Origin of the sequence: Komagataeibacter xylinus (assembly GCF_031081985.1) — a bacterium.
Taxonomy (GTDB): Bacteria; Pseudomonadota; Alphaproteobacteria; order Acetobacterales; family Acetobacteraceae; genus Komagataeibacter; species Komagataeibacter xylinus_E.
In genome coordinates, this window is sequence record NZ_JARWSK010000003.1 from 1 (window position 1) to 22,389 (window position 22,389).

At 64.9% G+C, this 22,389-nt stretch carries 24 protein-coding genes; 8 read left to right on the forward strand and 16 right to left on the reverse strand.

Features of this window, described 5'->3' with window-relative positions; translation table 11 throughout:
- The first annotated feature begins 287 nt into the window (after window positions 1-287).
- Both QEG70_RS06195 and hpxZ read left to right on the forward strand, forming a co-directional pair.
- On the forward strand, window positions 288-740 hold the full coding sequence (locus QEG70_RS06195; RefSeq protein WP_308719877.1) for a hypothetical protein: 453 nt from the start codon (window positions 288-290) through the stop codon (window positions 738-740).
- Window positions 741-768: 28 nt separating this feature from the next.
- Window positions 769-1,158 carry an oxalurate catabolism protein HpxZ gene (hpxZ, locus tag QEG70_RS06200; protein ID WP_308719878.1) on the forward strand — a complete coding sequence of 130 codons (390 nt, stop codon included), beginning with the start codon at window positions 769-771 and terminating at the stop codon, window positions 1,156-1,158.
- Window position 1,159: 1 nt separating this feature from the next.
- On the opposite strand, the gene thiM is transcribed toward hpxZ, so the two are convergent.
- The gene (thiM, locus tag QEG70_RS06205) at window positions 1,160-1,987 is read right to left on the reverse strand and encodes a hydroxyethylthiazole kinase (RefSeq protein ID WP_308719879.1); all 828 of its coding nucleotides are present in this window, start codon (window positions 1,985-1,987) and stop codon (window positions 1,160-1,162) included.
- Window positions 1,988-2,155: 168 nt separating this feature from the next.
- Between thiM and QEG70_RS06210 the strand changes: the two genes are divergently transcribed.
- Window positions 2,156-2,653, forward strand: a complete 498-nt coding sequence (locus tag QEG70_RS06210; RefSeq protein WP_308719880.1) for a hypothetical protein — start codon at window positions 2,156-2,158, stop codon at window positions 2,651-2,653.
- Here the strand turns inward: QEG70_RS06210 and QEG70_RS06215 are convergent.
- Window positions 2,650-4,350 carry a thiamine pyrophosphate-binding protein gene (locus QEG70_RS06215; protein ID WP_308719881.1) on the reverse strand — a complete coding sequence of 567 codons (1,701 nt, stop codon included), beginning with the start codon at window positions 4,348-4,350 and terminating at the stop codon, window positions 2,650-2,652. The two genes, QEG70_RS06210 and QEG70_RS06215, sit on opposite strands and share 4 nt — an antisense overlap.
- Before the next feature lie 32 nt (window positions 4,351-4,382).
- Here QEG70_RS06215 and QEG70_RS06220 point away from each other — a divergent pair, with 32 nt between their 5' ends.
- The gene (locus QEG70_RS06220; RefSeq protein ID WP_308719882.1) at window positions 4,383-4,610 is read left to right on the forward strand and encodes a hypothetical protein; all 228 of its coding nucleotides are present in this window, start codon (window positions 4,383-4,385) and stop codon (window positions 4,608-4,610) included.
- A gap of 60 nt (window positions 4,611-4,670) precedes the next feature.
- Window positions 4,671-5,129, forward strand: a complete 459-nt coding sequence (locus QEG70_RS06225) for a hypothetical protein (protein ID WP_308719883.1) — start codon at window positions 4,671-4,673, stop codon at window positions 5,127-5,129.
- 119 nt (window positions 5,130-5,248) lie between these two features.
- On the opposite strand, the gene glk is transcribed toward QEG70_RS06225, so the two are convergent.
- The gene (gene glk, locus QEG70_RS06230) at window positions 5,249-6,223 is read right to left on the reverse strand and encodes a glucokinase (protein WP_308719884.1); all 975 of its coding nucleotides are present in this window, start codon (window positions 6,221-6,223) and stop codon (window positions 5,249-5,251) included.
- A 257-nt stretch (window positions 6,224-6,480) separates the two neighbouring features.
- Window positions 6,481-7,278, reverse strand: a complete 798-nt coding sequence (locus tag QEG70_RS06235) for an SDR family NAD(P)-dependent oxidoreductase (RefSeq protein WP_308719885.1) — start codon at window positions 7,276-7,278, stop codon at window positions 6,481-6,483.
- Between the two features lie 156 nt (window positions 7,279-7,434).
- Here QEG70_RS06235 and QEG70_RS06240 point away from each other — a divergent pair, with 156 nt between their 5' ends.
- Complete coding sequence (locus QEG70_RS06240) at window positions 7,435-8,595, forward strand: hypothetical protein (RefSeq protein WP_308719886.1); 1,161 nt, start codon at window positions 7,435-7,437, stop codon at window positions 8,593-8,595.
- A 57-nt stretch (window positions 8,596-8,652) separates the two neighbouring features.
- Here the strand turns inward: QEG70_RS06240 and thiL are convergent, their stop codons facing one another.
- The 12 genes from thiL to QEG70_RS06295 form a co-directional block, all read right to left on the reverse strand.
- Window positions 8,653-9,630, reverse strand: coding sequence for a thiamine-phosphate kinase (gene thiL, locus QEG70_RS06245; RefSeq protein ID WP_308719887.1), 978 nt, complete (start codon window positions 9,628-9,630; stop codon window positions 8,653-8,655).
- 21 nt (window positions 9,631-9,651) lie between these two features.
- Window positions 9,652-10,197: a transcription antitermination factor NusB gene (gene nusB, locus QEG70_RS06250; protein ID WP_308719888.1), complete on the reverse strand. Its 546-nt coding sequence runs from the start codon at window positions 10,195-10,197 to the stop codon at window positions 9,652-9,654.
- Between the two features lie 72 nt (window positions 10,198-10,269).
- On the reverse strand, window positions 10,270-10,776 hold the full coding sequence (gene nrdR, locus QEG70_RS06255) for a transcriptional regulator NrdR (protein ID WP_308719889.1): 507 nt from the start codon (window positions 10,774-10,776) through the stop codon (window positions 10,270-10,272).
- Window positions 10,777-10,823: 47 nt separating this feature from the next.
- The gene (recQ, locus tag QEG70_RS06260) at window positions 10,824-12,656 is read right to left on the reverse strand and encodes a DNA helicase RecQ (protein ID WP_308719890.1); all 1,833 of its coding nucleotides are present in this window, start codon (window positions 12,654-12,656) and stop codon (window positions 10,824-10,826) included.
- A gap of 23 nt (window positions 12,657-12,679) precedes the next feature.
- Window positions 12,680-13,054: an OmpA family protein gene (locus tag QEG70_RS06265; RefSeq protein ID WP_061272688.1), complete on the reverse strand. Its 375-nt coding sequence runs from the start codon at window positions 13,052-13,054 to the stop codon at window positions 12,680-12,682.
- Between the two features lie 134 nt (window positions 13,055-13,188).
- Complete coding sequence (gene cydC, locus QEG70_RS06270; RefSeq protein WP_308719891.1) at window positions 13,189-14,886, reverse strand: thiol reductant ABC exporter subunit CydC; 1,698 nt, start codon at window positions 14,884-14,886, stop codon at window positions 13,189-13,191.
- Window positions 14,883-16,598: a thiol reductant ABC exporter subunit CydD gene (gene cydD, locus QEG70_RS06275; protein ID WP_308719892.1), complete on the reverse strand. Its 1,716-nt coding sequence runs from the start codon at window positions 16,596-16,598 to the stop codon at window positions 14,883-14,885. Before cydD ends, cydC begins: the two co-directional genes overlap by 4 nt.
- A gap of 98 nt (window positions 16,599-16,696) precedes the next feature.
- Window positions 16,697-18,502, reverse strand: coding sequence for a sensor histidine kinase (locus tag QEG70_RS06280; protein WP_308719893.1), 1,806 nt, complete (start codon window positions 18,500-18,502; stop codon window positions 16,697-16,699).
- A gap of 2 nt (window positions 18,503-18,504) precedes the next feature.
- Window positions 18,505-18,687, reverse strand: coding sequence for a hypothetical protein (locus QEG70_RS06285; RefSeq protein ID WP_061272675.1), 183 nt, complete (start codon window positions 18,685-18,687; stop codon window positions 18,505-18,507).
- A 63-nt stretch (window positions 18,688-18,750) separates the two neighbouring features.
- A complete protein-coding gene (locus QEG70_RS16990) occupies window positions 18,751-18,900 on the reverse strand; it encodes a hypothetical protein (protein WP_374762556.1) in 150 nt (49 codons plus the stop codon).
- Complete coding sequence (locus QEG70_RS06290; protein WP_308719894.1) at window positions 18,836-19,408, reverse strand: sigma-70 family RNA polymerase sigma factor; 573 nt, start codon at window positions 19,406-19,408, stop codon at window positions 18,836-18,838. Before QEG70_RS06290 ends, QEG70_RS16990 begins: the two co-directional genes overlap by 65 nt.
- Before the next feature lie 104 nt (window positions 19,409-19,512).
- Window positions 19,513-19,992: a sigma-70 family RNA polymerase sigma factor gene (locus QEG70_RS06295; protein WP_308719895.1), complete on the reverse strand. Its 480-nt coding sequence runs from the start codon at window positions 19,990-19,992 to the stop codon at window positions 19,513-19,515.
- A gap of 139 nt (window positions 19,993-20,131) precedes the next feature.
- Here QEG70_RS06295 and QEG70_RS06300 point away from each other — a divergent pair, with 139 nt between their 5' ends.
- Together QEG70_RS06300 and QEG70_RS06305 are read left to right on the forward strand one after the other, a co-directional pair.
- Entirely contained in the window at window positions 20,132-20,872 is a 741-nt protein-coding gene (locus QEG70_RS06300) for a response regulator (protein WP_308719896.1), read from the forward strand.
- A 125-nt stretch (window positions 20,873-20,997) separates the two neighbouring features.
- On the forward strand, window positions 20,998-22,377 hold the full coding sequence (locus QEG70_RS06305) for an alpha,alpha-trehalose-phosphate synthase (UDP-forming) (protein WP_308719897.1): 1,380 nt from the start codon (window positions 20,998-21,000) through the stop codon (window positions 22,375-22,377).
- The last annotated feature ends 12 nt before the right edge of the window (window positions 22,378-22,389 follow it).

Here is a 22,389-nt window from a genome sequence, read left to right on the forward strand (position 1 = left end):
AGCTCAAGAAGTTTCCTCAGCGCCGCCGGTGATTGGGGATATAGGACCCACACACCCCAGCGTCAATCAGAAAAATGCGGAATGAGCGAAAAAACCTGTTCCTGCATGCGGGCATATGCCTGAAAAACGGCATCAGACTGCGAATTGCGGGCCATAAAAAACAATCTGCAAAAACAGGCTTCCCCCATCTGTGGCATAAATCCTATCCATTTAAGGCAGGCGCAAAGCGACATGTTTTGAGACATACCGCCTGAAATCACAGTCATTCATTGCAAAAGCTGGGTCTCATGACGAATCAGTCTCCCAAATCTTCCCTCATCAGCGAGGTCAATGAGCGCGTTGCCGTACGCATGACCTTCATATTCGGCAGCATCTGGTGCGTTTACGGCTTTCTGGTTTTTTCGCTCATTCCGCTCGCCGCGCCCGCATGGCAGAACACGCTGCTCTATATAAGCAACTGCATTCAGCTTGTTGCCCTGCCCGCGCTGATGGTGGGCAACGCGGTTCTGAGCCGGGGCGCGGACCAGCGCGCGGCGGAAGACCACGCGGCGCTGATGGAAATTCTCAATGACGTGCGTGACGAGGTGACCGAGCTGAAAACGGTCATCAACGAACTGAGCCGCAAAACGGATGAGGTCGCCCATCGCCCGCCGTCGGAAGTGGTATCGATTTCTGATGAGGCTGTTATCAACGTGACGGATGAAGCGCCGCATACCACTCCACCTGCTTCGGCATCCTGACCAGTCCTATCCATTGAGGGAGAACCACATGCCTCCGGACCTGAATCGCAGTGAAATCGTGGCGGAACTGACCGCCATGTCCGACCGCTACGAACGTGCATTGGGTGAAAACGACATCCCTGAACTCGACACCCTGTTCTATCACGGGCCTGAAACGGTGCGGTATGGCGTGGGCGAGACGCTTTATGGCTATGACGAGATTGCCGCTTTCCGCCGCAACCGCACGGGCGGTTCGCCGCCGCGCGATGTGCTGCGGCGGCACATCACCGCCATTGGCACGGATCTGGGCACGGTTGACCTGGAATTCCGCCGCCATGGCAGCGAACGCATCGGGCGGCAGAGCCAGACATGGGTGCGCATGCCCGATGGCTGGAAGATCATCGCGGCGCATGTCTCTCTCATGGCCGATATTTCCTGATTTAGTCGTCCGCCCTGCCCTGTAGCTGCGCCAGAGCATCAACAAACCCGGTGGCGAAGGAGGCTGGCCCCTGCGCGGGTCCGGCCGCCATTTCCGCCGCGCGGGCATAAAGGGCATGCACGGCGGCTACTGTTGTCAGCCGCTCGTGCGGATCAGCAGGCGTCACCGCAAGGCCCGCTGCAATCAGGCCACCAAGGGCGCAGCCTGCGCCTGTTACGGCCGTCAGCCAGCGATGGCCGCCCGGTATGATGATCTGTTGACCATCAGGGGAAAGGACATGATCCTCCGGCCCGCTGATGGCCACGATCGCGCCCGACCTGCGCGCCAGCGCCACCCCCAGCGGCACGGCCTGCGTGATCGAGGCTGTTGTCTCCACCCCGCGCGCGGTAGCAGCACCACCTGCCAGCGCCATGATCTCGCTGGCATTGCCACGAATGACAGCGGGCCTGCATGCCGCCAGGCGGCGAATGATATCATCATATTCCGCAACACCCGCCCCCATGGCGACGGGATCGAGCACCCATGGCACTTCTGCCGCATTGGCCGCATCGATTGCGGCCAGCATGTCGTGCTCTGTCGCGTTGATCAGCCCCGCCGCGTTCACCCATAGCCCACCAGCTTGCGCCCCGAAGGCCACAGGCCAGCCGGGTGCCGCCCCGATGGCGGGAGCCGCCCCTACGGCAAGCAGCACGTTGGCGCTGAGGGCGGCGGCGACATAATTCGTCAGGCCATAGACAAAAGGCGCATCCGCGCGGATGCGCCGCAGGGCAGGCCCGCAATCGGGACTGTCATGCCGCATGCGGCGCGGGGCAAATGTTACAGGATGCATCGCAGTGTTTCCTTCCCTTCCTGTCATGCAGGCAGAGGGCATGAAACAGACAGGGGTTGCCTTTTGATGATAATCAACTGAAAAACAAAGGACGAACCCGGTCAACCATGCCGGAGCCCAGTGACGACCTTCATGCTCCCAGCCAGCCTATCGTAACAGGAACATATCGTGCGCCCAGCTCTTCTTTCCGCCCCCGTCCTTCTTGCAGCAGGACTACTGGCCGCTCCTTCCGCCTGGGCGGCTGATGCGCTGGGCCAGCCAACGGCTTCGCTGTGCTTTCGCCTGCATGACGCAGCCCTTGCCGGTGGCTATTCATGGGGCAAGGGGCGGCTTTATTTTGGCGGCCATTCCTACCCGGTCAAGATTACGGGCGGTGGCGCTGTGGGAATCGGCTACAGCACGCTGCGGGGCGAAGGAAAGGTCTATAACCTCGCCCGCCTGTCCGACATCAATGGCACGTACTGGTCGGTGCGGGCCGAGGGCACGATTGGCCGGGGCCGCAACGTGGCGGTGCTTGATAACAACCACGGCGTCGACATCAAGGCGACCATGCATACGAGTGGCGCGCATCTGGCGGCTGCCGTCATGCGCCTGACCCTGAAGGTCAATCCCGGTGGCGAGCGGGCCGAGGCCATGCCCGCTTCGTGCAGCTCCCCCGCCCGCTAGACCGTACTGATCACGATCTCGACAAGGTTGGGCCGCCCCGACGCCATGGCGGCCTCAATGGCCGGGGCAATATCGGCTGCCCGCGTGATCTGCCGGGCCTCGAGCCCGTATGAAGTCGCCATCGCCTGATAATCAATGGGCGGATCGCACAGATCCATCGCCAGGAAATTCCCCTGCCGGGCCGAGACATAATGCGTCTGCCCGCGCATGAAGCCCTTGAGCACGTTATATTCGCGGTTGTTCATCACCACGAATGTCACGGGCAACTGCTCATGCGCCGCAGTCCAGATCGCCTGCGGGGAATAGAGGGCCGCGCCATCACCCACAAGGCAGACCACCGGCTCGCCCCCCAGCCCGAGCGAGGCCCCCACCGCAGCCGGCATGCCCCAGCCCAGCGCGCCGCCGCGCAGGAAGGAATACTGCGCCGCCCAGTCGCTGTTGAGGAACATGCGCGTGTAGGATGACGTGGCAATCGCCTCATCCACAATGGCAACCTGGGGGCCAATGGCGCGCACGGCCTCGTGGGCGGCAACGCAGGGCGCAATGACCGCATCATCCTGATGAGCCGCCACCAGTTCCTCGGCCTCAAGGCGCCTGCGGGTGCGGGCCGCCACGACGTTTTCGCGCGCGGCGACATGGGCCGCGCGGTTCGGCTCCGTCTCGCGCTGCAACAGCGGCAGCAGCACATCGAGCGAGGCGCGGATATTACCCACAAGGGAGAGCGGCGTCTGGAATGTGCGGCCAAGGTCACGCGCATCGGCCGAGACCTGATACACCGCGCAATCCGGCGGCACGGGCGAACCTTCGGAATAAAGGATGGTGATGAGCGACTTGCCGCCGAGCGCGAAAATCGCATCATAATCCGCAAGGCGGCTGGCAATATCGGTCGCGCGCGTGGGCATGTTGCCTGCCCAGAGCGGGCATGAGGTGGCGAACGGAATGCGCGAGGGCCATGACGCGCCATAAACCGGCGCCCCCAGTATGTCGGCCACCGCGGCGACCTGTGCTGCGGCATCTGCACCATGCACCTCATCGCCCGCGATAATGGCCAGCCGCCCCGGCGCGATGGCCGCCAGCGCGCGGGCCAGTTCGGGCAGGCCACCGGCTATGGCCTCGCGGTTGATGACAGAGGGTCTGCCGATGTCGATATCGCTGGCCTCCTCCATCACATCCATGGGCAGCGACAGGAAAACCGGCCCCGAGGGGGCTGCCATCGAATCGTTGAAGGCACGGCGCACCAGCACGGGCAACTGGTCGGCATGCAGCACTTCCTGCGCCCATTTGACGGCAGGGGTTGCGATGCTGACCAGATCACCAAACAGCAGCGGGTCGGAAATGGTATGCCGCGAATCCTGCTGGCCCGCCGTCACCACCAGCGGTGTCTGCGATACGCTGGCATTGAGCAGGTTGCCCATGCCATGCCCCAGCCCGCCCGCCGTGTGCAGGTTGAGAAAGCCGGGGCGGCCTGCCGCCTGCGCATAGCCATCGGCCATGGCCACCACGCTCGCCTCCTGCAGGGCCAGGATGTATTTCAGGTCCGGGCGGCGCTGCAGGGCATCGATCAGGGGGAGTTCGGTCGTGCCGGGATTGCCAAAGATATAGCGAACCCCTTCACTTTCCAGAATTTCCAGAAGAATGTCGGCGCCACGACGCCCTCCCGTTCCCCGTGCCGCGACCTCAAGCGGTGTAATGGCCATGCTGTTCCCTGCCTGCTTTGAAGGTGTGGGTCATGGCACCACGTTTTGGGGAGCGGGTCCAGCAGCAGCGGGGGAAGCTGGCGTCAATTTTTATCTTGATAATGATAGTGATTATCATTATCAAGAATGCAACCCGTGGGTCACCCGACAGAATCCCAACCGTCGATTTCCCAACTCTGCCCACGGAAACTTACGGCATCACCTGCACCCGGGTGATGCCGTTTTTTTATGGGAAGGCGGCACCGGCATACATCATGTGATTGACCACCCGCCGCAACGCGAAGATGATACACCCTTACGCGATCATGAAAGTACGCCCCTTGCCTGCCGACAGTCCTGCGCCACTGACTGCCCAGACAACCGCCCATGGCGCGCAGCCGGATCCTGATCCGACACTCCCCGTCCTTATCGAGACCCTGCGCCATGATGGCATCATTACGGCCCGCCAGGCCGAGGCAGCACGGTTCTGGGCCACGGATTACCGGATTGGCGTGATGGGGCTTGAAGACCCGCTGTTTGACCGGACATCGCTCGGCCTGTCACGCCGCCCGCTCAACGGGCGGAGCGGGTCGATCAACCGGTATCGGTATATTCACGATATTATCGGGGGCCGTTACGAGCGTGTGCTCATTGGCGCGATGATTGACCAGCGCCCCCTGCCAGAACTCGCCCGCCATGCCCGGCATGACCCGCAGCATATGGGGCAGGTTCTCGCCCTGCTGCTTGATTTCCTGACCCGGCATTACGATGCCATGCCCGGTCATCTGTGGCGCGGCTGAAGCTGGTGGCAGCGCGGGCTTCAGCCAATCCCTAAAAAAAATGCCGCCCTTTTTTGGAAAAAGGCGGCATCGGATGCTTTTATTCTTTTTTATCAGTCAGCCATTGTTCAAACCGGCTGTCAGTCCTGGCGGTAAGCCTCGGCAAAGGCTGCGGCCGCACCCAGCAGGCCGGGCTGCGGGTAGGTGATCAGCTTCACCGGCATGTCCGACATCATGCCCTCGAACCGGCCCTTGGCCACGAAACGTTCGGCAAAGCCTGAATTGGGCAGGTGCTTGGCCAGGCGCAGCCCGAGGCCGCCGGCAATCACCACGGCACTGCCACCCTGCGCCAGCGCAAGGTCGCCCGCCACGGTGCCCAGGCTGAGGCAGAACCGCTCGAGGGCTGCGGCAGCCACGGGGTCAGAACCTTCCAGCGCCATGGTCCACAGGGCCTTGTCATCACGCGCCTTGACCGAGAGTTCCCCCATTTCGGCAATCGCCTCATACAGGTTCAGAAGGCCCGGTCCGGACACCACGCGCTCGACCGACACGCGGCGGTAACGGCGGCGCAGCACGGTCAGGATCCGGTCCTCCAGCGGGTCGAGCGGCGAGAAATCGATATGCCCGCCCTCGGTCTCGCACACGAAGTAACCCTTCTTGCGCCGCACGATGTAAGCCGAGCCCAGCCCCGTGCCCGGCCCCACCACGGTAGTCACGCCCTGCTCGGGCAGCGGAACGTCAGGCCCGCAGATATGCTGGAGGCTGTCCGCGCCCACCTGTGCCACGGCATGGGCCACCGCGCCGAAGTCATTGACCAGGATCAGTTCGTCCACCCCCAGCTTGACCGGCAGCCACGCAGGCTGGATCACCCACGGGTTGTTGGTCAGCTTGAGGATATCGCCCTTGATCGGGCATGCTACGGCAATGCCCGCCGCCTTGGGCAGCGGGCGGTCGACCACGCGGGCAAAGGCTTCCCATGCCAGTTGCAGGCTGGCGTGATCGGCACATTTGAGGGTCGTGGCCTCCCCCAGCGTGACGACACGGCCCTGGTCCACCTGGGCAATGGCGAACCGCGCATGGGTTCCACCAATGTCAACTGCTACGATCTCTTTCATGTCCGGTCACGCTCCGTGGCCATACGGCAGATTGCTGCCCGCATTATTGTAATAAAAATGGCCTGCAAGTGTGCCTGTCCCCGGCATTCCATGCAACAGGCAGATGAATTGAAGCTTCGCAGGCCCGTGGGTTCACGTCTCGGATATGAAAAAAGACCAGCCGGGTCGGCATTTCATTGATCGAGGTCACAAAATGGCCATAATCGCCGCGATCAGGACTAAAATACATTTTATTATACCCGGCGCATGGCTGGAAATCAGTCCGTCTGGTCCGCCCTGATGGCGGAAAGGATGCGCCGCTTGAGCGGCCACGGCACCAATGTGTCAATCAGCCGCAGCACCGAGAACACGAACGGAAAGACCAGATGGGGCTGGTTACGCGCTACCGCGCGCGCAATGCGGCGGGCGGCAGACGGCGCGCTCTGCAGGAAGGGCTTGGCTCCCACCACGCGGCGGCTCATGGGCGTATCGACAAACCCCGGCGAGACCAGGGTCACCCCGATGCCCAAAGGGGCGAGGGCCATCTGCTGGGCCTCGGCAAAGCGCTTGAGCCCTGCCTTTGAGCCGGAATAGGCCGCAGCAAACGGCAGTGCATGAAACGCCGCGACCGAAGCAAGCATGACGATATGCCCCCGCCCGCGCGGCACCATGCATTCGGCCGCCGCCGCCGCCATGGCGGAAGGGGTGGCGTAATTGACCAGCCCCAGCCGCAGCACGTCCTCCGCCTTTTCCACCACGTCATCGCTGCGGCGCATGTCGCCAAGGCCCGCGGCGAGGATGGCGATGCCAATGGGGTGGGCCGCATCATCGGCGCGCAGGGCCGCGATGGCGGCGGCCCCATCGGCCAGATCGAGCACGCGGGTCTGGACCGCCACGCCGCAACCACGCGCGCGCGCCGCCACCGCCTCGAGCCGCTCCGCGTCGCGCCCCCACAGCACAAGCGGGCGCCCCTGGGCTGCATAAAGCCATGCCAGTTCCGCTCCTATCCCGCTCGAGGCCCCCGTAATGAGCACATATCGGCCTTCATCCGTGCGTGATGCAGAGCTTACTGTCATTGTCCATCTTCCTTTTCAGGGTCCATCTGTGCCATGAGCACAACAACAGGACGGACCACCGAATCATTTCTTTCAACCCATGCCTGCATAGCCTGCCCCGTTTTGCCACGGAATGAAGGTCGATGCCGGTAATGTTCAGGATGCAACGAACCGGTCATGAACGAAACCGATCGTCTTACTATCGTACCCGTTTCCGGTTTTCGTCAGATGACCACCTTCATCCAGTTGCCCCGCCACCTCTATGCGGGGCTGCCAGGCTATGTGCCGCCGCTTGACCTGACCCAGCGCGACCTGCTCACCCCGCGCAAGAATTCTTTTTTCCGCAACGGGCGGGCACAGTATTTTCTCGCCATGCGCGGCGGGCGGGCCGTAGGCCGTATCTCGGCGCAGATCGATCCGGTCTCGATGGAGCATTATGGCGCGCCGATCGGCTTCTTTGGCGCGTTCGATGCGATTGACGACCTTGAGGTGGTGTCCGCCCTGCTGGATGCCGCCGGCACCTGGCTGCGCCAGCGCGGCATGAAGACCATGCGCGGCCCCCAGACGCTCGACAGCAATGGCGAGTTCGGGCTGATGCTTGAAGGCCACCACGCCCTGCCCATGGTGGCCATGCCGTGGCACCCCAAATGGCTGCCGGGCATGATGGATGCCTGCGGCTGCACCAAGGTGCGCGACCTCGTGGCCTACCAGATGCACACCGGGCCTGATGCAGAGGAAGCCCATCTCGTGCCCGCCAGCCTGCGGCTGGGCGAAGGCAGGCTGGGCAATGTCACCACGCGCGGCCTGCGCATGGACCGCATCAAGGAAGATGGCGAGATCCTGCGTGCGCTTTACAACGATGCCTGGCGCAATAACTGGGGCTCGATCCCGCTGGCGCGCGAAGACATCGAATCCATGATCGTGGAGATGAAGCCCCTGCTCAAGCCCGAGCACTTCGTGCTGATCGAGCAGGCGGGCACGCCTGTGTGCGTGGCGCTGGTGGTGCCCAACGTGTTCGACATCTCGGCTGACCTGAATGGCGCTCCCTCACCCCTGGGCTGGCTCAAGCTGGGCAAGCGGCTGCTGCGCCACGAGTTCCATTCGGCCCGCGTCATCCTGCTTGGCGTGAGTTCCGTGCTTGATGGCACGGCCCTTGGCGCGATCATGCCCGCCCTTGCCATTACCGAACTCATGAAGCGTGGCCGCAGCCTGCCCTACCGCACCATCGAGCTGGGCTGGGTGCTGGAAACCAACACGTCCATGCGCCGCCTGATCGAGCGCATCACGCCCGAGCCGTGCAAGCGCTACCGGGTGTATGACCGCCCGCTGGAAGAGTAAGGGAGAATAAAAGTTTTTGGGTGCCGCCTTTTTTCAAAAAGGCGGTGTTCTTGTGTTTCAGGGCTGGACGTGGCTCCAGCCCCGGCGGGCCAGCTTTATGTCCCGCCCGGCTTCATCACGCACCCGCACGCCGCTCCCCGGCACGATCTGGCCAATGCGGGTCACGGCAACACCCACGCGGGCCGCATGGGCCAGCAGGCGGCTTTCCTGCGCGGGGGGCACGGCCAGCAGCAGTTCATAATCATCGCCACCCGTCAGGCATTGGGGCAACCATGAAGGGCCGAGCGCGCGCACGGCGGGCGAAAGCGGCACCTGTGGGGCTTCGATGATGGCCCCCACCCCGCTCTCGCGCGCCATATGCCCCAGGTCCTGCACCAGCCCGTCCGACACATCCATGCCGGCCGAGGCAATGCCGCCGAGCGCAAGCCCGAGCCGCGGGCGTGGCAACTGATAGCGACTGGCCAGAAAGCCATCGGGGTCGGGCACCTGCCCCTGCCGGGCCAGCAGGCCCATGGCGCCATCGCCAATCGTGCCGGTCACCCACAGGCCGTCACCCACCCGTGCGGTATTGCGCCGCAGCGCCATGCCGGGCGCCACATGCCCCAGTATGGTGAGCGAGAGCACCAGCGGGCCGGATGTGGCGGTGGTATCGCCACCCAGCAGGGTAATGGCAAACTGCCGCTGGTCCTGCGCAAGGCCCGCTGCAAAACCGGCAAACCACGCCTCATCCCGCGCAGGGGGCATGGATACGGTCAGCAGGTAGCCCAAGGGCGTCGCATCCATGGCTGCAAGGTCGGACAGGTTGCAGCGCAGCAGTTTACGGCCAATGGTGTGCGACGGGTCATCGGGCAAAAAATGTACGCCCTCGACCATGGCATCCGCCGCAACGACAAGTTGCTGGCCCGCAGGGGGCGTGAACACGGCCGCGTCATCGCGCAGGTCCAGCGCGCCATCGCCTGCCAGCGGGCGGAACACGCGGGCAATAAAGCCGAATTCGGCTGGCAGGCCATCCTCCCTGGCGCGATCCGGTGCCATGGCCGCCCTCCTTATCCCGCTTCAGGAAGCCGGGCTGTCGGGGGCTTCATCAACGACGTCCTGCGCTGCCTCGGCCGGGGCGGCGGGTGCTGGTTCGTGCACCCGGCGCGATAGCACATCGAGCACGCCGTTGAGCATGCGCGGCTCGTCACCGGCCAGGAAGCCGTGGCCGATATCCATGTATTCGTTGATGATGACGCGCGCGGGTGCGGGATCTGCGGCCAGCATCTCGCCGGCCGCCGCATGCATGATCGCACGCAGCACCGGGTCAAGGCGGGCCAGCGGCCACGACGCGGGCAGGATCTCGTGCAGGAGCGCATCGATGCGCTCCTGCCGGGCGATGGCCCCGCGCACCACGATGCCGAACAACCGGGCATCGGCCTCGGGCACCTGGCCTTCGGCATATTCAGACCCGGCCCCGCCAAGGCGGTGGCGGTTGAACTGGTTGATGACCTGCTCGGCCCCTTCATGCCCCTGCTCGATCTGGAACAGGGCCTGCACCGCTGCCACGCGTGAAGCGGTGCGGGAACGGACCTTGGGCTGCCGGTCGCCGTCTGTCTGTGTCATGGCGCGTTACTCCTGCTGTGGCGTTGCTGCAAAATCACGGCTTCATCGCCTCTTTGGGCGGCGGGGTCCAGTTCAATCTTTGTCTTTCGGGCCGGAAGGCGGAAAGTCCTCGCTGCTCCCGCCCGGCCCGGCGGTCGAAATCGTGGCAAGGATATCAGCAAAATCCTTGGTTTCACGGAAATCCCAGTGCACGCTGGCAAAGCGGATATAGGCGACCGAATCAATTTCGCGCAGCGTTTCCATGACCAGCCGCCCGATATCGCGTGAGGGGATGTCCGTCTCCCCCATCGCCTCGAGCCTGCGCACCAGCCCGGTGACGATCCGCTCGATCCGCTCGGCATCAACCGGGCGCTTGCGCAGGGCAACCTTGACCGAACGCGCCAGCTTGTCGCGCTCGAAGGGCACGCGCCGCGCATCGGCCTTGATCACGACCAGATCACGCAACTGCACGCGCTCGATGGTGGTGAAGCGCTGCCCGCATGAGCCACAGATGCGCCTGCGACGGATGGCCGCCCCATCTTCATGCGGGCGGCTGTCCTTTACCTGTGTGTCGTCATGTCCGCAAAAAGGGCAACGCATGGGCAAGCTGTTCCTGATCTGGGGGCAAAATGGCGGCCGGGATGGTCTCAGGCCCCGGTCTGCGCCAGCACATCGAGCACCGCCTCGCCATAGCGGGCCAGCTTCGAGCCGCCCACGCCACGGATCATGCCAAGCTCATCAAGCGTGGTCGGGCGCTCGAGGGCAATATCATGCAGCACCGCATCATGAAAAATGACATAGGGCGGAATTTCCTGTTCACGCGCCTCGCCCAGCCGCCAGCTACGCAGCGCCTCATAACGGGCAGCGGCCTCGGGCGTGAGGTCGGCCATGGCAGGGCGCGTGCCGCCACCGGTACTGCGCGCGGCCTTGAGATCCTCGGTCGCGTCCTCGCGCAGCATGATCGGCTCCTCGCCGCGCAATATGGGGCGCGCGCGGCCTTCTTCAAGGGCAAGGGCATTGTATTCGCCCGTAACCCTGATGGCCCCGCGCGCGATGAGCTGGCGGATCACGCCGCGCCAGAACGGCTCGGGCCGGTCGCGGCCAATGCCAAACACGCTCAGCTTTTCATGCCCGTGCCGCGCCGTCATGTCCGAAGCCTTGCCCCGCAGCACGCCTGCAACATGCACCGCGCCAAAGCGCTGGCCGGTGCGGTAGATGGCCGAGAGCACCTTCTGCGCGGCCACCGTGCCATCAAATGTGGCCACCGGGCTGCGACAGTTGTCGCAATGGCCGCAGGCTTCATCAAGTTCCTCGCCAAAACACGAGAGCAGCGCCTGGGTGCGGCAGCCCGTGGTTTCGGTCAGGGCGATCATGGCCTCGAGCCGCGCGCTCATGATGCGTTTCTGCGCATCAGGCGCGTTGGACTGCTCCAGCCAGTAACGTGCGCGGGCCATGTCATCGCCGCCATAAAGCAGCACGGTCTCGGCCTGCTCGCCATCGCGCCCGGCACGACCGATCTGCTGGTAATACCCTTCAGGCGAGGATGGCATGTCCAGATGCACCACGGCGCGCACATCGGGCCGGTCAATGCCCATGCCAAAGGCGATGGTGGCCACGATCACCACCGGCTCGCCCGAGCGGAAGCGCATCAGTGCCGCGCGCTTTTCCACCGGCGAGAGGCCGGCATGGAACGGTAGCGCCGCATAACCCTTGCCCGCCAGCGAACGCGCCACGCGCTCGGTCTTGCTGCGGCTGCCGCAATACACGATGGAGGCCGCCCCCCGGTGCCGGTCGAGAATGGCGGTAAGCTGGCGGATTTCCGATGTCTTGGGCTTGACCGCGATATCGAGGTTGGGGCGGTGGAAACTGGCCTTGAGCACCGTGGCATCGGGCATGGCCAGGGCTTCAAGAATGTCGCTGCGCGTGCGCGCGTCCGCCGTGGCGGTAAGGGCTATGCGCGGCACATTGGGAAAATGCTGCGGCAATGCCGCAAGCTCGCGGTATTCGGGGCGGAATTCATGCCCCCAGGCCGAGATGCAGTGCGCCTCGTCAATGGCGATGACCGAGAGCGTGAGCCGCCCGAGCCGGTCGAGCATGCCCGGCGAAAGCAGGCGCTCGGGCGAGACGTAGAGAATGTCGAGCCGACCTGCCATCAGGTCAGAGCGCACGCGGGCGGCGTCCTCGGGTTCCTGCTCGGAATGCAGGGCGCCCGCATTGACGCCAAGCTGCCGCAGGGCGGCAACCTGATCATCCATCAGCGCGATCAGGGGCGAGATGACCAGCCCCGTGCCGGGCCGGGCAAGGGCGGGCACCTGATAGCACACGCTCTTGCCACCACCGGTGGGCATGAGCACCAGGCAGTCGCGCCCGGCCATGACCTCCGCCACCGCCTGCTGCTGCAGGCCACGGAAATCGGGGAAGCCGAAAACCTCGGCCAGCACCGCGCGCGGGTCGCGCGTGCTGCCTTCAGGCGCCGTCATATCATGAAAAGCGGGACTTTCGCTCAGTGTCCACCGACCTCGATCTCGACACGGCGCGAGGCCAGCGCACCGTCCTCGTTGTTCATCGGGCCACGCGGCTGCTGGCTGATACGGCCTGCATCCACGCCGTCAACCGCAAGCTGGCGGGCCACGATCTTGGCGCGGTCAATGGCCAGCAGTTCATCAGCCGACAGGTCATGGCTGGCGGCGGCATAGCCTTCAACGCGCACCTTGGAATGGTTTGTCACCGCGCGCTGGGCCGCCTGAGAGATCACGGTCTGGGCCGGGGCATCAAGCTGGGCGGAATTGGGGGTGAAGAACACGACATACTTGCCCGGATGGCCACCAGCGCATCCTGTCAGCAGACCAAGACCAAGAAGAAGGGACAGGCGACGCATGATGGAGTTACTCCCGTTTCAGGTATGCATGACGGACCGCGCCCAGCCTTGAGGTGTGTCCGATCCGGTTTTGAGCTACTTCGTGCCCGCTGGGGCGGGGCACGTCAATCCTTTCGGCAGGCGGGGCGGCCCCTTCATGCCGTAGCCGCCACGGTTTTACCACCCACGATACGCCATGCCTGATCCAGCTTTTCCACACCTGTCAGCCGGTGCACGATCAGAATGACCGTGCGCCCCTGCGTCACCTCATTGAGGGTGAGCAGGAATTCACGCTCGGTCTGGGCATCCAGCCCGGTGGCCGGTTCATCCAGAATCAGGATCGGTGCATGCGAAAGCAGCACGCGGGCCAACGCCAGGCGCCGCCCCTGCCCGCCTGATACGCTGGCACCACCCTCGCCCAGCCAGCTATCCAGCCCATCGGGCAGTTCACGCACCACATCGGCCACGCGGGCCTGCTCGAGTGCTGCCCACAGGTCAGCCTCGGTGGCGTCGGGACGGCCAAGCAGCAGGTTGGCACGAATCGTATCGGTAAACAGGTGCGTCGCCTGTGACAGCCAGGCAATCCGCTCGCGCATCGCCTCGTCGCGGATGGTGGCGATATCCTCTCCGCCGAGCGTAATGCGCCCTGCCTGTGGCCCCACCACCTTGAGCAGCAATGCCGCCAGCGTGGACTTGCCCGCCCCCGAAGGCCCCATGACCGCAATGCGCTGGCCTGCGGGAATGCTCAGGTCAAGATGATCAAGCACCGGCGCACGCGCCTCGTCCCACCGGAAGGAAACCTGCTCGAAGCGGATGTCGGTACCCGCGGGCGCAGGCTGCGTGCCTTCGGGCGGGGCATGCCCGGGCAGGTCGCCCACCGCCACCACGCGCGCGGCGGCACGGGTAATGTTGCCCGCAAGCGCGCCCGCGCGCGTCAGCCCGCCAATGCTCTCGAAAGCCGCAACCGTAAGGAACAGAACGGCCGCAGCCTGCAGCGGGGGAATCCGCGGCAGGCCCAGCCCCAGGGCTGCGGCCAGCACCGCCACAACCGCCGCCTGCCCGCACAGATAGGAGGCGGCACCTGCCAGCGCCAGCATGCGGGCCTGCTTCATCTGCGCGCGGTAAAGGGCGGCATCACGGTCGCGCACATGGTCAAGCATGCGCCCCTCCGCCCCGAAGGTCGCGATCTCACGCAGGCCACCCACCATGTCGAGCACGCCCACGCGCAGTTGGGCGGCCTCATGGTTGACCAGCCCGCCTTCGCGCCGCCCCAGCATGGCGGCGCATAGCGGCAGCACGAACGCCCCGCAGGCAAACAGCGCGCACACCACCACGGCCAGCATGGAACTGACCATGTTGATGGCGATGAACAGGAACGGCAGCACAAGGCATGCACCCGCCAGCGGCAGGATGATGCGCAGATAAAGCCCATCCAGCGTCTCGACATCCGACACGAGGCGCGAGAGCAGGTCGCCCGCGCGGCGGAAGCCAAGCCCCGCCGCCGCCCCGCGCGCAAGATGGCGGAAGAACCACACCCGCACATCGGCCAGCGCGCGGAACATCGCATCATGCGCGACCAGCCGCTCCGCATAGCGCAGGATCACCCGCGCACTGCCAAAGATGCGCAGCGCCCCGGTCGTGACCACGATCATGCCCATGGTCATGGCAGCGACGCGGATGCCGGCCTCGCGCATGAGCACAAGGCCGATGATGAGCGCGAGCAGCGACAGCAGCGCCCCCGCCGTAAGCAGCGGCGCGCGCCGCTGCCAGATCTGCAGGATGCGGCCTACGGGGGCGAGCACGCCCTCGCGCTGCGCCTGACGGTTCAGTTCCCTTGTCTGTGAGGATTTCACGATACTGTCTCCCCACTGGTCACGACATGGCCCTGCGCCAGGTCGATCCGCTGGCCCTCAAACCCCGCCACCGCGCTGGAATGGGTGGCCAGGATGACGGTGCGCCGGGCGGCAAGGCGGCGCAGGCTTTCAAACACATCGGCCTCGGTATCGGGGTCGAGATGCGCGCTTGGCTCATCAAGCACCACAAGTGGCGCATCTTTCAGGAAGGCACGCGCAATCGCCACGCGCTGCGCCTGACCGCCAGACAGACCAAAGCCCCCTTCGCCAATAAAGGTATCGAGCCCGTGGGGCAGGCTGGCCACGAAATCCCCGGCCGCGGCGGCAGCAACGGCGGCGTCAAGCTGCGCCTGCGTTGCATCGGGGCGGGCAAACAGGATGTTCTCGCGCAGCGTGCCCGCAAACAGCACCGGCTTCTGCCCGATCCACGAGGTCATGGCCACCAGCGCTTCAGGCGCCAGCGTGGTCATGTCCACGCCGTTGAACGTAATGCGCCCGCTGGCAGGCTGGATGAAGCCGAGCAGCAGTTCGATGATGGTGGACTTGCCCGAACCCGACGCGCCGCACAGCAGCAGCGTCTGGCCCGCGGGCACGCTGAAGGAGACATCATCAACCGCCATGCCACGTGCCGCATCCCAGGCAAAACTGACATGCTCAAAGGCCACCGCGACACCACCCGTCATGTCGCACACCGCCTGGCCGCCCACCCGCGCGGGCGTAGCGTCATCGGGCAGGATGCGCATGGCGCTCGCGGCCCCCGAGGCATGCGCCCGGTCCTGATAGGCCAGGGCAAGGCTGCGGAAGGGGGCAAAGAATTCCGGCACCACCAGCACCACGAACAGCCCGCGCGCCACCTGGCCTGCCATAATGGCGGCAGGCACGCCCTGCTCGTGCAGGTCCATCAGGTGCGCGCCGTTGCGCAGGGCGATGAGCACAAGGGCCACGACCATGGCGCAGTCGATGGAGGCGGAAGAGAGGAAGGCCACGCGCAGCACCTTCATGGTGCGCAGGCGCAGTTCCTCCGCACTTGCGGCAAGCCTGCGGGTTTCATCCTCCGTGCGGCCCGACAGCACGATGGTGGCAATGCCGCGCACCCGGTCAAGAAAGCGGGCCTGCAGGCGGGTCATGGCCAGGAACTGGTTGCGCGAGGCCACCGCCGCCCCGATACCGAACAGCGCCTGACCAAACGGCACCGCAAGGCCGCAAACGGCCATGATGAGCGCCGAGCCCGGCTGTACGAATGCCGCCAGCACGCCAATGACAAGGGGGGCGGCCACCCACAGCACGGAAGCAGGCAGCCAGCGGGCGAAGAACCCGTCGAGCGCCTCGATCCGGTCAACGGCCAGCGCGGTTAGTTCGCCCGTGTGGTGCTGGCGCAAAAGCCCCGGCCCGCCACGCATGATGGCCTCGATCACACCACCACGCAGCCGCGCGCGGCCCTTCATGCCCGCGCGCGCGGCCAGCGTGTCAGATGCCGCCTGCAGGCCCGCGCGCGCCACCGCAAGCCCCACCAGCCCCGCCAGCGGCCACGCAACAACCGGCATGCCGCCGGGCACCAGCACGCAGGCCAGCACGGTGGCGATGCACCATACCTGCCCCACGGCAACGGCGGATATGGCCAGACCCAGCAACACGACAGGCATGGCCTGCCTGCGCCCCAGGCGCGACTGTGCCCGGGTCCACGCCTTCATCACTGTCTTGTCATCACTCATGACCGCTCCCTATACCGAATGACACGACACAGGGACAGCCATCATGCGCCGCCATAAACTGCCCGTGAGATAACTCTGCCATGCATTTTTGCATGCATTCAGTCGGCCAGTTCATCCTGATCGGGCTGCTTTAACGCAAAAACAAGTACATAGCGGGTGCCGTTTTCCTCGAACATCTGCAACGTGCCGCCAAGCTGCCGCGCAAAGCCGCGGATCAGTTGCATGCCGATCCCGCTGCGCCCGTCTTCCGCGCCCGTAAGGTTGCGGCCCGCCGCCATGCCCACGCCGTTATCGGCAATCCACAGACAGGCGCGCCCGCCATCAAGCGCGCGCAGGCCCACTTCAAGCGTGCCGTGCAACTGGTCGGGAAAGGCATATTTGATGGTGTTGCTGACCGCCTCGGTCACGATCAGGGCCAGCGGCACGGCCTGGTCGGGCACCATGAGCAGGTCATCGACGCGGATATCAAGCGTGATCCGGCCTTCATCGGATTCACCAATGGCATGCATGATCTGGCCGCACAGTTCGCGCACGAAGCTCTGCATGTTCAGGCTGTACAGTTCGCCATCGGCATACAGGTAGCGGTGCAGGGTTGCCAGCGCGCGCACGCGGTCACGCGCCTGGGCAAATTCCTCGCGCGCGCCAGGCTGGCGGATGCGGCCTGCCTGCAGGTTGAGCAGCGAGGCCACGATCTGCAGGTTGTTCTTGACGCGGTGGTGCATCTCCTTGAGCAGCAGCTCCTGGCGCACCTGCGCGCGCTCAAGGCGCTTTTCATGCCGTGCCAGCCTGCGCGTGGCCTTGCTGAAGGCATGGGCAAGCTGCCTGACCTCAAGCGGCATGGCCCAGTTCGAGCGCACGTCATACACGCCGCCAAGCTGCCATTGGTTGACCGAGGCCGTAAGCTGGCGCAGCGGCGTGATGACCAGCACGTCAGCGCTTTTCGAGGCCCCCAGAAGCCCCACGAGCAGCAGCACTCCGCTGCTGACCAGAGAGATGGCGAACATGACCACCGCATGCCGCTCGCTGGCGTTGCGCCGCGTCATGGTGAGCACGTACACGCCCCCCTGCACCCGCCCGATGGAATACGAACCTTCAGGCAGGGTGATGTGGTCGTGCTCCACGCCATGCGTGACCTCAAAGCGCGCCCACTGCATGATCCGCGCCGGCGGGTGCTCCTGCCAGTTGCAATCCGCGCACAGGGGGGTCGTGGCACGGGCGTGACTGTCCATGACCCAGATCTCGATCGGGCCGCTCTGCTGCATCAGGTCAAGCCGGGGGTCGCTGGTCTGGAGCACGGCACTGCGCCATGACAGCGGCATGATGGCCGTAAGGTAGCCCGAGCGCGCCGGGCGGCCGGCATCATCGCCAATCGTGGCCACAACCGTGATGCGGAAATGATCGGGCACGCCGGTCAGCGCATCGGGTATGGCCACGAGCTTCACGTCGCCCTGAAAGCGCGGCATCTCGTCAATGGTCAGGGGTGTCGCGTCATGGTCGGGGCCAACGGCGGCGGCGATATTGCCCCGGTCATCGGCCAGCGCGATCTGGCTGTAATGCCGCCCGGTCAGCGACTCGACAAGCTGGAGCATGCGCGCAAGCCCGCTGCTGTCGAGCCGCATGCGCGCCACCGCCTGCAACAGCGAGGCCACATGCTCGGATTCATGGTGCAGTTCAAGATCGATGCGCGCCACGGCCATGTCCGTGCGGTAGCCCGGCGCCTCAAGGGTATTATGGTAGCTGTGCCACGCCTGTACGGCCCCGATCAGGGCGATGGGCATGGCGGCGAGCAGGATGATCGCCATCATCCGGCCGCGCACGGCATCGAACACGCGCCCGACCCGCGTAAACAGGCTGCGATGGCGTCCCTGCCTGCCGCCCCGCGCGGAGGAAGGTGGAACGGACATGCCTATTTTGTCCGCTTCCGGTCTTCCTCAATAAGACGCAGCAGCTCCTCGGGAACAGGCTCTTTGGTCACATCATCGAACAACTGGTGCAGCCCTCGCCTCAGCCATAGCTCGAACGCATCATCCGATCTGCTTGTGGACTTCTTTCCTGGTTGCCTGGGAGGACACTTGTCCTTCAGAGCCATCGCATTATCCCGAAGTAAATTCCCACTTCACACAACCCCTGCCTGTATGCCAGGGCCGCATCATTACCCTGTAGAATCCCTGGGTACTGACGAAGTCATCCGTGTCAGTGCCATATTCACGCCATAATTCAAAGTGGGAATTCCCGTCTCAGGCCGTTGCCGATGCCGTAGCGGCACGGGCCTGCGTGCGCGAGCGCAGGCGCTGCACCGCACCGCGCAGTTCAACGGTGGAGATATCGCGCTCCTCGCCATACAGCCACGTGGCAAGCTGGCGGCGGGCGCGGAACACGCGGCTCTTGGCGGTGCCCACCGCGCAGCTGGTGGCGGCGGCAAGCTCGTCATAGCTCATGCCCTGCATCACCACGAGCACCAGCGCCTCGCGCTGGTCGGCGGGGAGGCGGTTCATGGCCTCGGCGAGTTCCTTGACCATCAGGCGCTCTTCATGCGCGCCGCTGCCCGCCATGCTGGATGCGGGCACATCCTCGATATTGCCGGTCTCGCGCTTCTTGCGCAGGTCGGAAATGAAGCGGTTGCGCAGGATGCGATGCATCCATGCCGAGAAATTGGTGCCCGGCGTAAAGCTGTGCTGGGCGGCCAGCGCATTGCACACGGCATCCTGCACCAGGTCATCGGCTGCCGCACGGTTGCGCGTGAGCGACAGGGCCTGCACACGCAGTCGGGGCAGGATTGCAATCATCTGGTCATGAAAGCTGCTGGTCATTTTCATCTCCCCTGTTTCGTCGTTCATGCCAGTGCAATGAACGGGAGGGATGAAAGGTTACATTTTCCATGTAACGAAAACGCGAGCACCGCGCATTGGTTCCCTCAGCCTTCGCCGCCGGCGCCCGCCTGCATGTATTCCATGATCTGCGCCCGCGCGCGCGACACGCGGGCCTTGAGCGTGCCCACCGTAACACCGCACACATGGGCGGCCTCGACATAGGTCATTTCCTGCACGCCCACGAGTACGAGCGCCTCGCGCAGGCGGGGGGTGAGCTGCCAGATGGCGCCGTTGAGGTCGCGCAGCACGTCGGCTTCCCCCGCGCCGGTGCCGCTTTCGGCCTGGTCGGGGCGCAGGGCGTAATCCGACATGACATCACGCTCGCGCCGCCCCTTTCGCGCCTGCTCGTAAAACAGGTTGCGCGCAATGGTATAGAGCCACGCCTTCATGCTGGTGCCGGGCGTAAACTGCTCGAGCGCGCCGAGCGCGCGCAGCACCGTTTCCTGCACCAGGTCATCCGCCGCCGCGGGCTGGCCGGTCAGGAAACGGGCAAAACCACGCAATTGTGGCAGGAGAGACAGCATCTCCCCACGCAAGTGCGTGACCCGTGACGGATCAAATGGTATTCTTGATTCCAGTTTGTTTACTCTTCAACTCTTGCAGCACAGCCTAACGCTGTCATGATCCGGAGTGTAACAGTTTATCTGGGGAGATGAATGCCTCATGCCGCTATCACGGCGTCAAGACCTGCTTCGCGCCCTGCCCTATGCCCGGCGTTACGCCCGTGCGTTATGTGGCAGCCAGTCAAGCGGCGACCTTCTGGTGGCCGAAAGCCTGCGCGAACTCATGGCGGTGGATGATCCTACCCTGCCACCGAGGCTACGCCTTTACCAATGGATTTCGCGCCACCATGCCCAGCACGGCGCGCAGGACACGAAAGCGGGCGGCATGCCGCCGCTGGCGCGCAAGCTGCTCCTGCTCACCTCGCTTGAGGAACTGAGCGTGGCGGACGCCGCCCGCGTGCTGGCCATTGCCCAGCCGCAGGCGGCCGCCATGCTGGAGGATGCCCATGCCCGCCTGCGCTCGTGCGCCCAGACCAGCGTGCTGATCATCGAGGATGAACCGATCATCGCGATGGATATCGAGGAACTGGTGCGCCAGTGCGGCCACACCATTGCCGGTGTCGCCAGCAGCGAGGAAGAGGCCGTGCGCCTTGCGCGCGAGACCCGGCCCGGCCTGATCCTGGCCGACATCAACCTCGGTGATGGCGGTGACGGGATGAAGGCCGTCTCGGCCATATTGCAGCACCAGGACATTCCGATCATCTTCGTCACCGCCTACCCCGAGCGGCTGCTCACGGGCGATACGATCGAGCCCGCTTTCGTCATCACCAAGCCGTTCGAACCGCTGACGCTGGCGGTGTCCACCTATCAGGCCGTATCGGGCGGCGTGCCGCTGAACTGACAAAGCCGCATGCCAGTCCCGGCGCAACAGGCATCCCGCTGCCCGGGCAGATGTGTATGCTGCCGCTGTCGTGCTGCCGGACGAAGCTGGGCCGCCATGCGACTGCTGAGTGAAGAGAGGGCAGAATGAAACGGCTGGTCATCGTCTCCAATCGCGTTCCCGTTCCCAAGGAGGGGCTGCGGCCTGGTGGCCTCGCGGTGGTGCTCAAGGACCTGCTGGCCCGCCAGGGTGGCATGTGGTTTGGCTGGAACGGCACCTGCCACCCCGACGCCGCCCATCTGCCGCCTGAACATCAGCAGGCCGAAGGGGTGGAATACGCCACCATCGGCCTCACTCCCGCCGAGCACCGCAATTACTACACCGGCTTTTCCAACGGCACGCTGTGGCCGCTCATGCACTCGCTGCCCGAGCACATCCACTTCGAGCGCCGCGAGCTTGAAACCTACTGGTCGGTCAACCAGCGCTTCTGCGAGAACCTGCTGCCCCTGCTGCGGCCCGATGACGTCATTTGGATTCACGACTACCACCTGCTGCCGCTACCTGCCCTGCTGCGCCGCAATGGCGTGCGCCAGCCCATCGGCTTCTTCCTGCACACGCCCTTCCCCGCGCCCGACATGCTGGCCACAGCACCCGATGGCGGCACCTTCCTGCGCGACCTGCTGAAAGCCGACCTGCTGGGCTTCCAGACCGCCGATGACACCGCCAATTTCATCTTCGCCGCAACCCGCACGGCAGGCGCGGTGCTCAAGGGCGAGGACACGCTGGTGTTCGAGGACCATACGGTGCGCGTGGGCACCTTTCCCGTCGAGATCGACCCGCAGGCCTTTGCCCGCATTGCCGCCACGGCCGCCGATTCGCAGGACCTGAAGCGCCTTTCAGGCTCGCTGGCGGGGCGCAAGCTGATCTTTGGCGTGGACCGGATGGACCCCACCAAGGGACTGGACCACCGGCTGGCGGGCTATGAGCGCATGCTCGAGACCTACCCCGAGCGCGAGCGGCAGGTCACCTTTTTGCAGATCGCGGCCGAAAGCCGCACCGAGGTCGAATCCTACAAGGCGCTGCGCAGGAAGCTCGAGCACCAGATCGGCAAGCTCAACGCCCATCGCGGCCAGGCGGACTGGACGCCGCTGCGCTTTCTCACCCGCGGCAGCCCGCGCCCCACGGTGGCGGGCTACATGCGCCTGGCCGATATCGGCTACATCACCCCTCTGCGCGATGGCATGAACCTCGTTGCCAAGGAGTTCATCGCAGCCCAGGACCCCGAGAGCCCTGGCGTGCTCATCCTTTCACGGCTGGCAGGGGCCGCCAGCCAGCTTGACGCGGCCCTGCTGGTCAACCCGCTCGACCATGACGGCATGGCCGATGCGCTTGAGCGCGCACTGGCCATGTCCGCCGCCGAAAAGCGTGAACGCTGGCAGGCGTGCTGGAACGCCATCGCCAACCGCACCGCGCTGGGCTGGGGGCTGTCCTTCCTCGAACTGCTCGAAAGCACGGCGCGCAGATAGGGGTTGCCCACA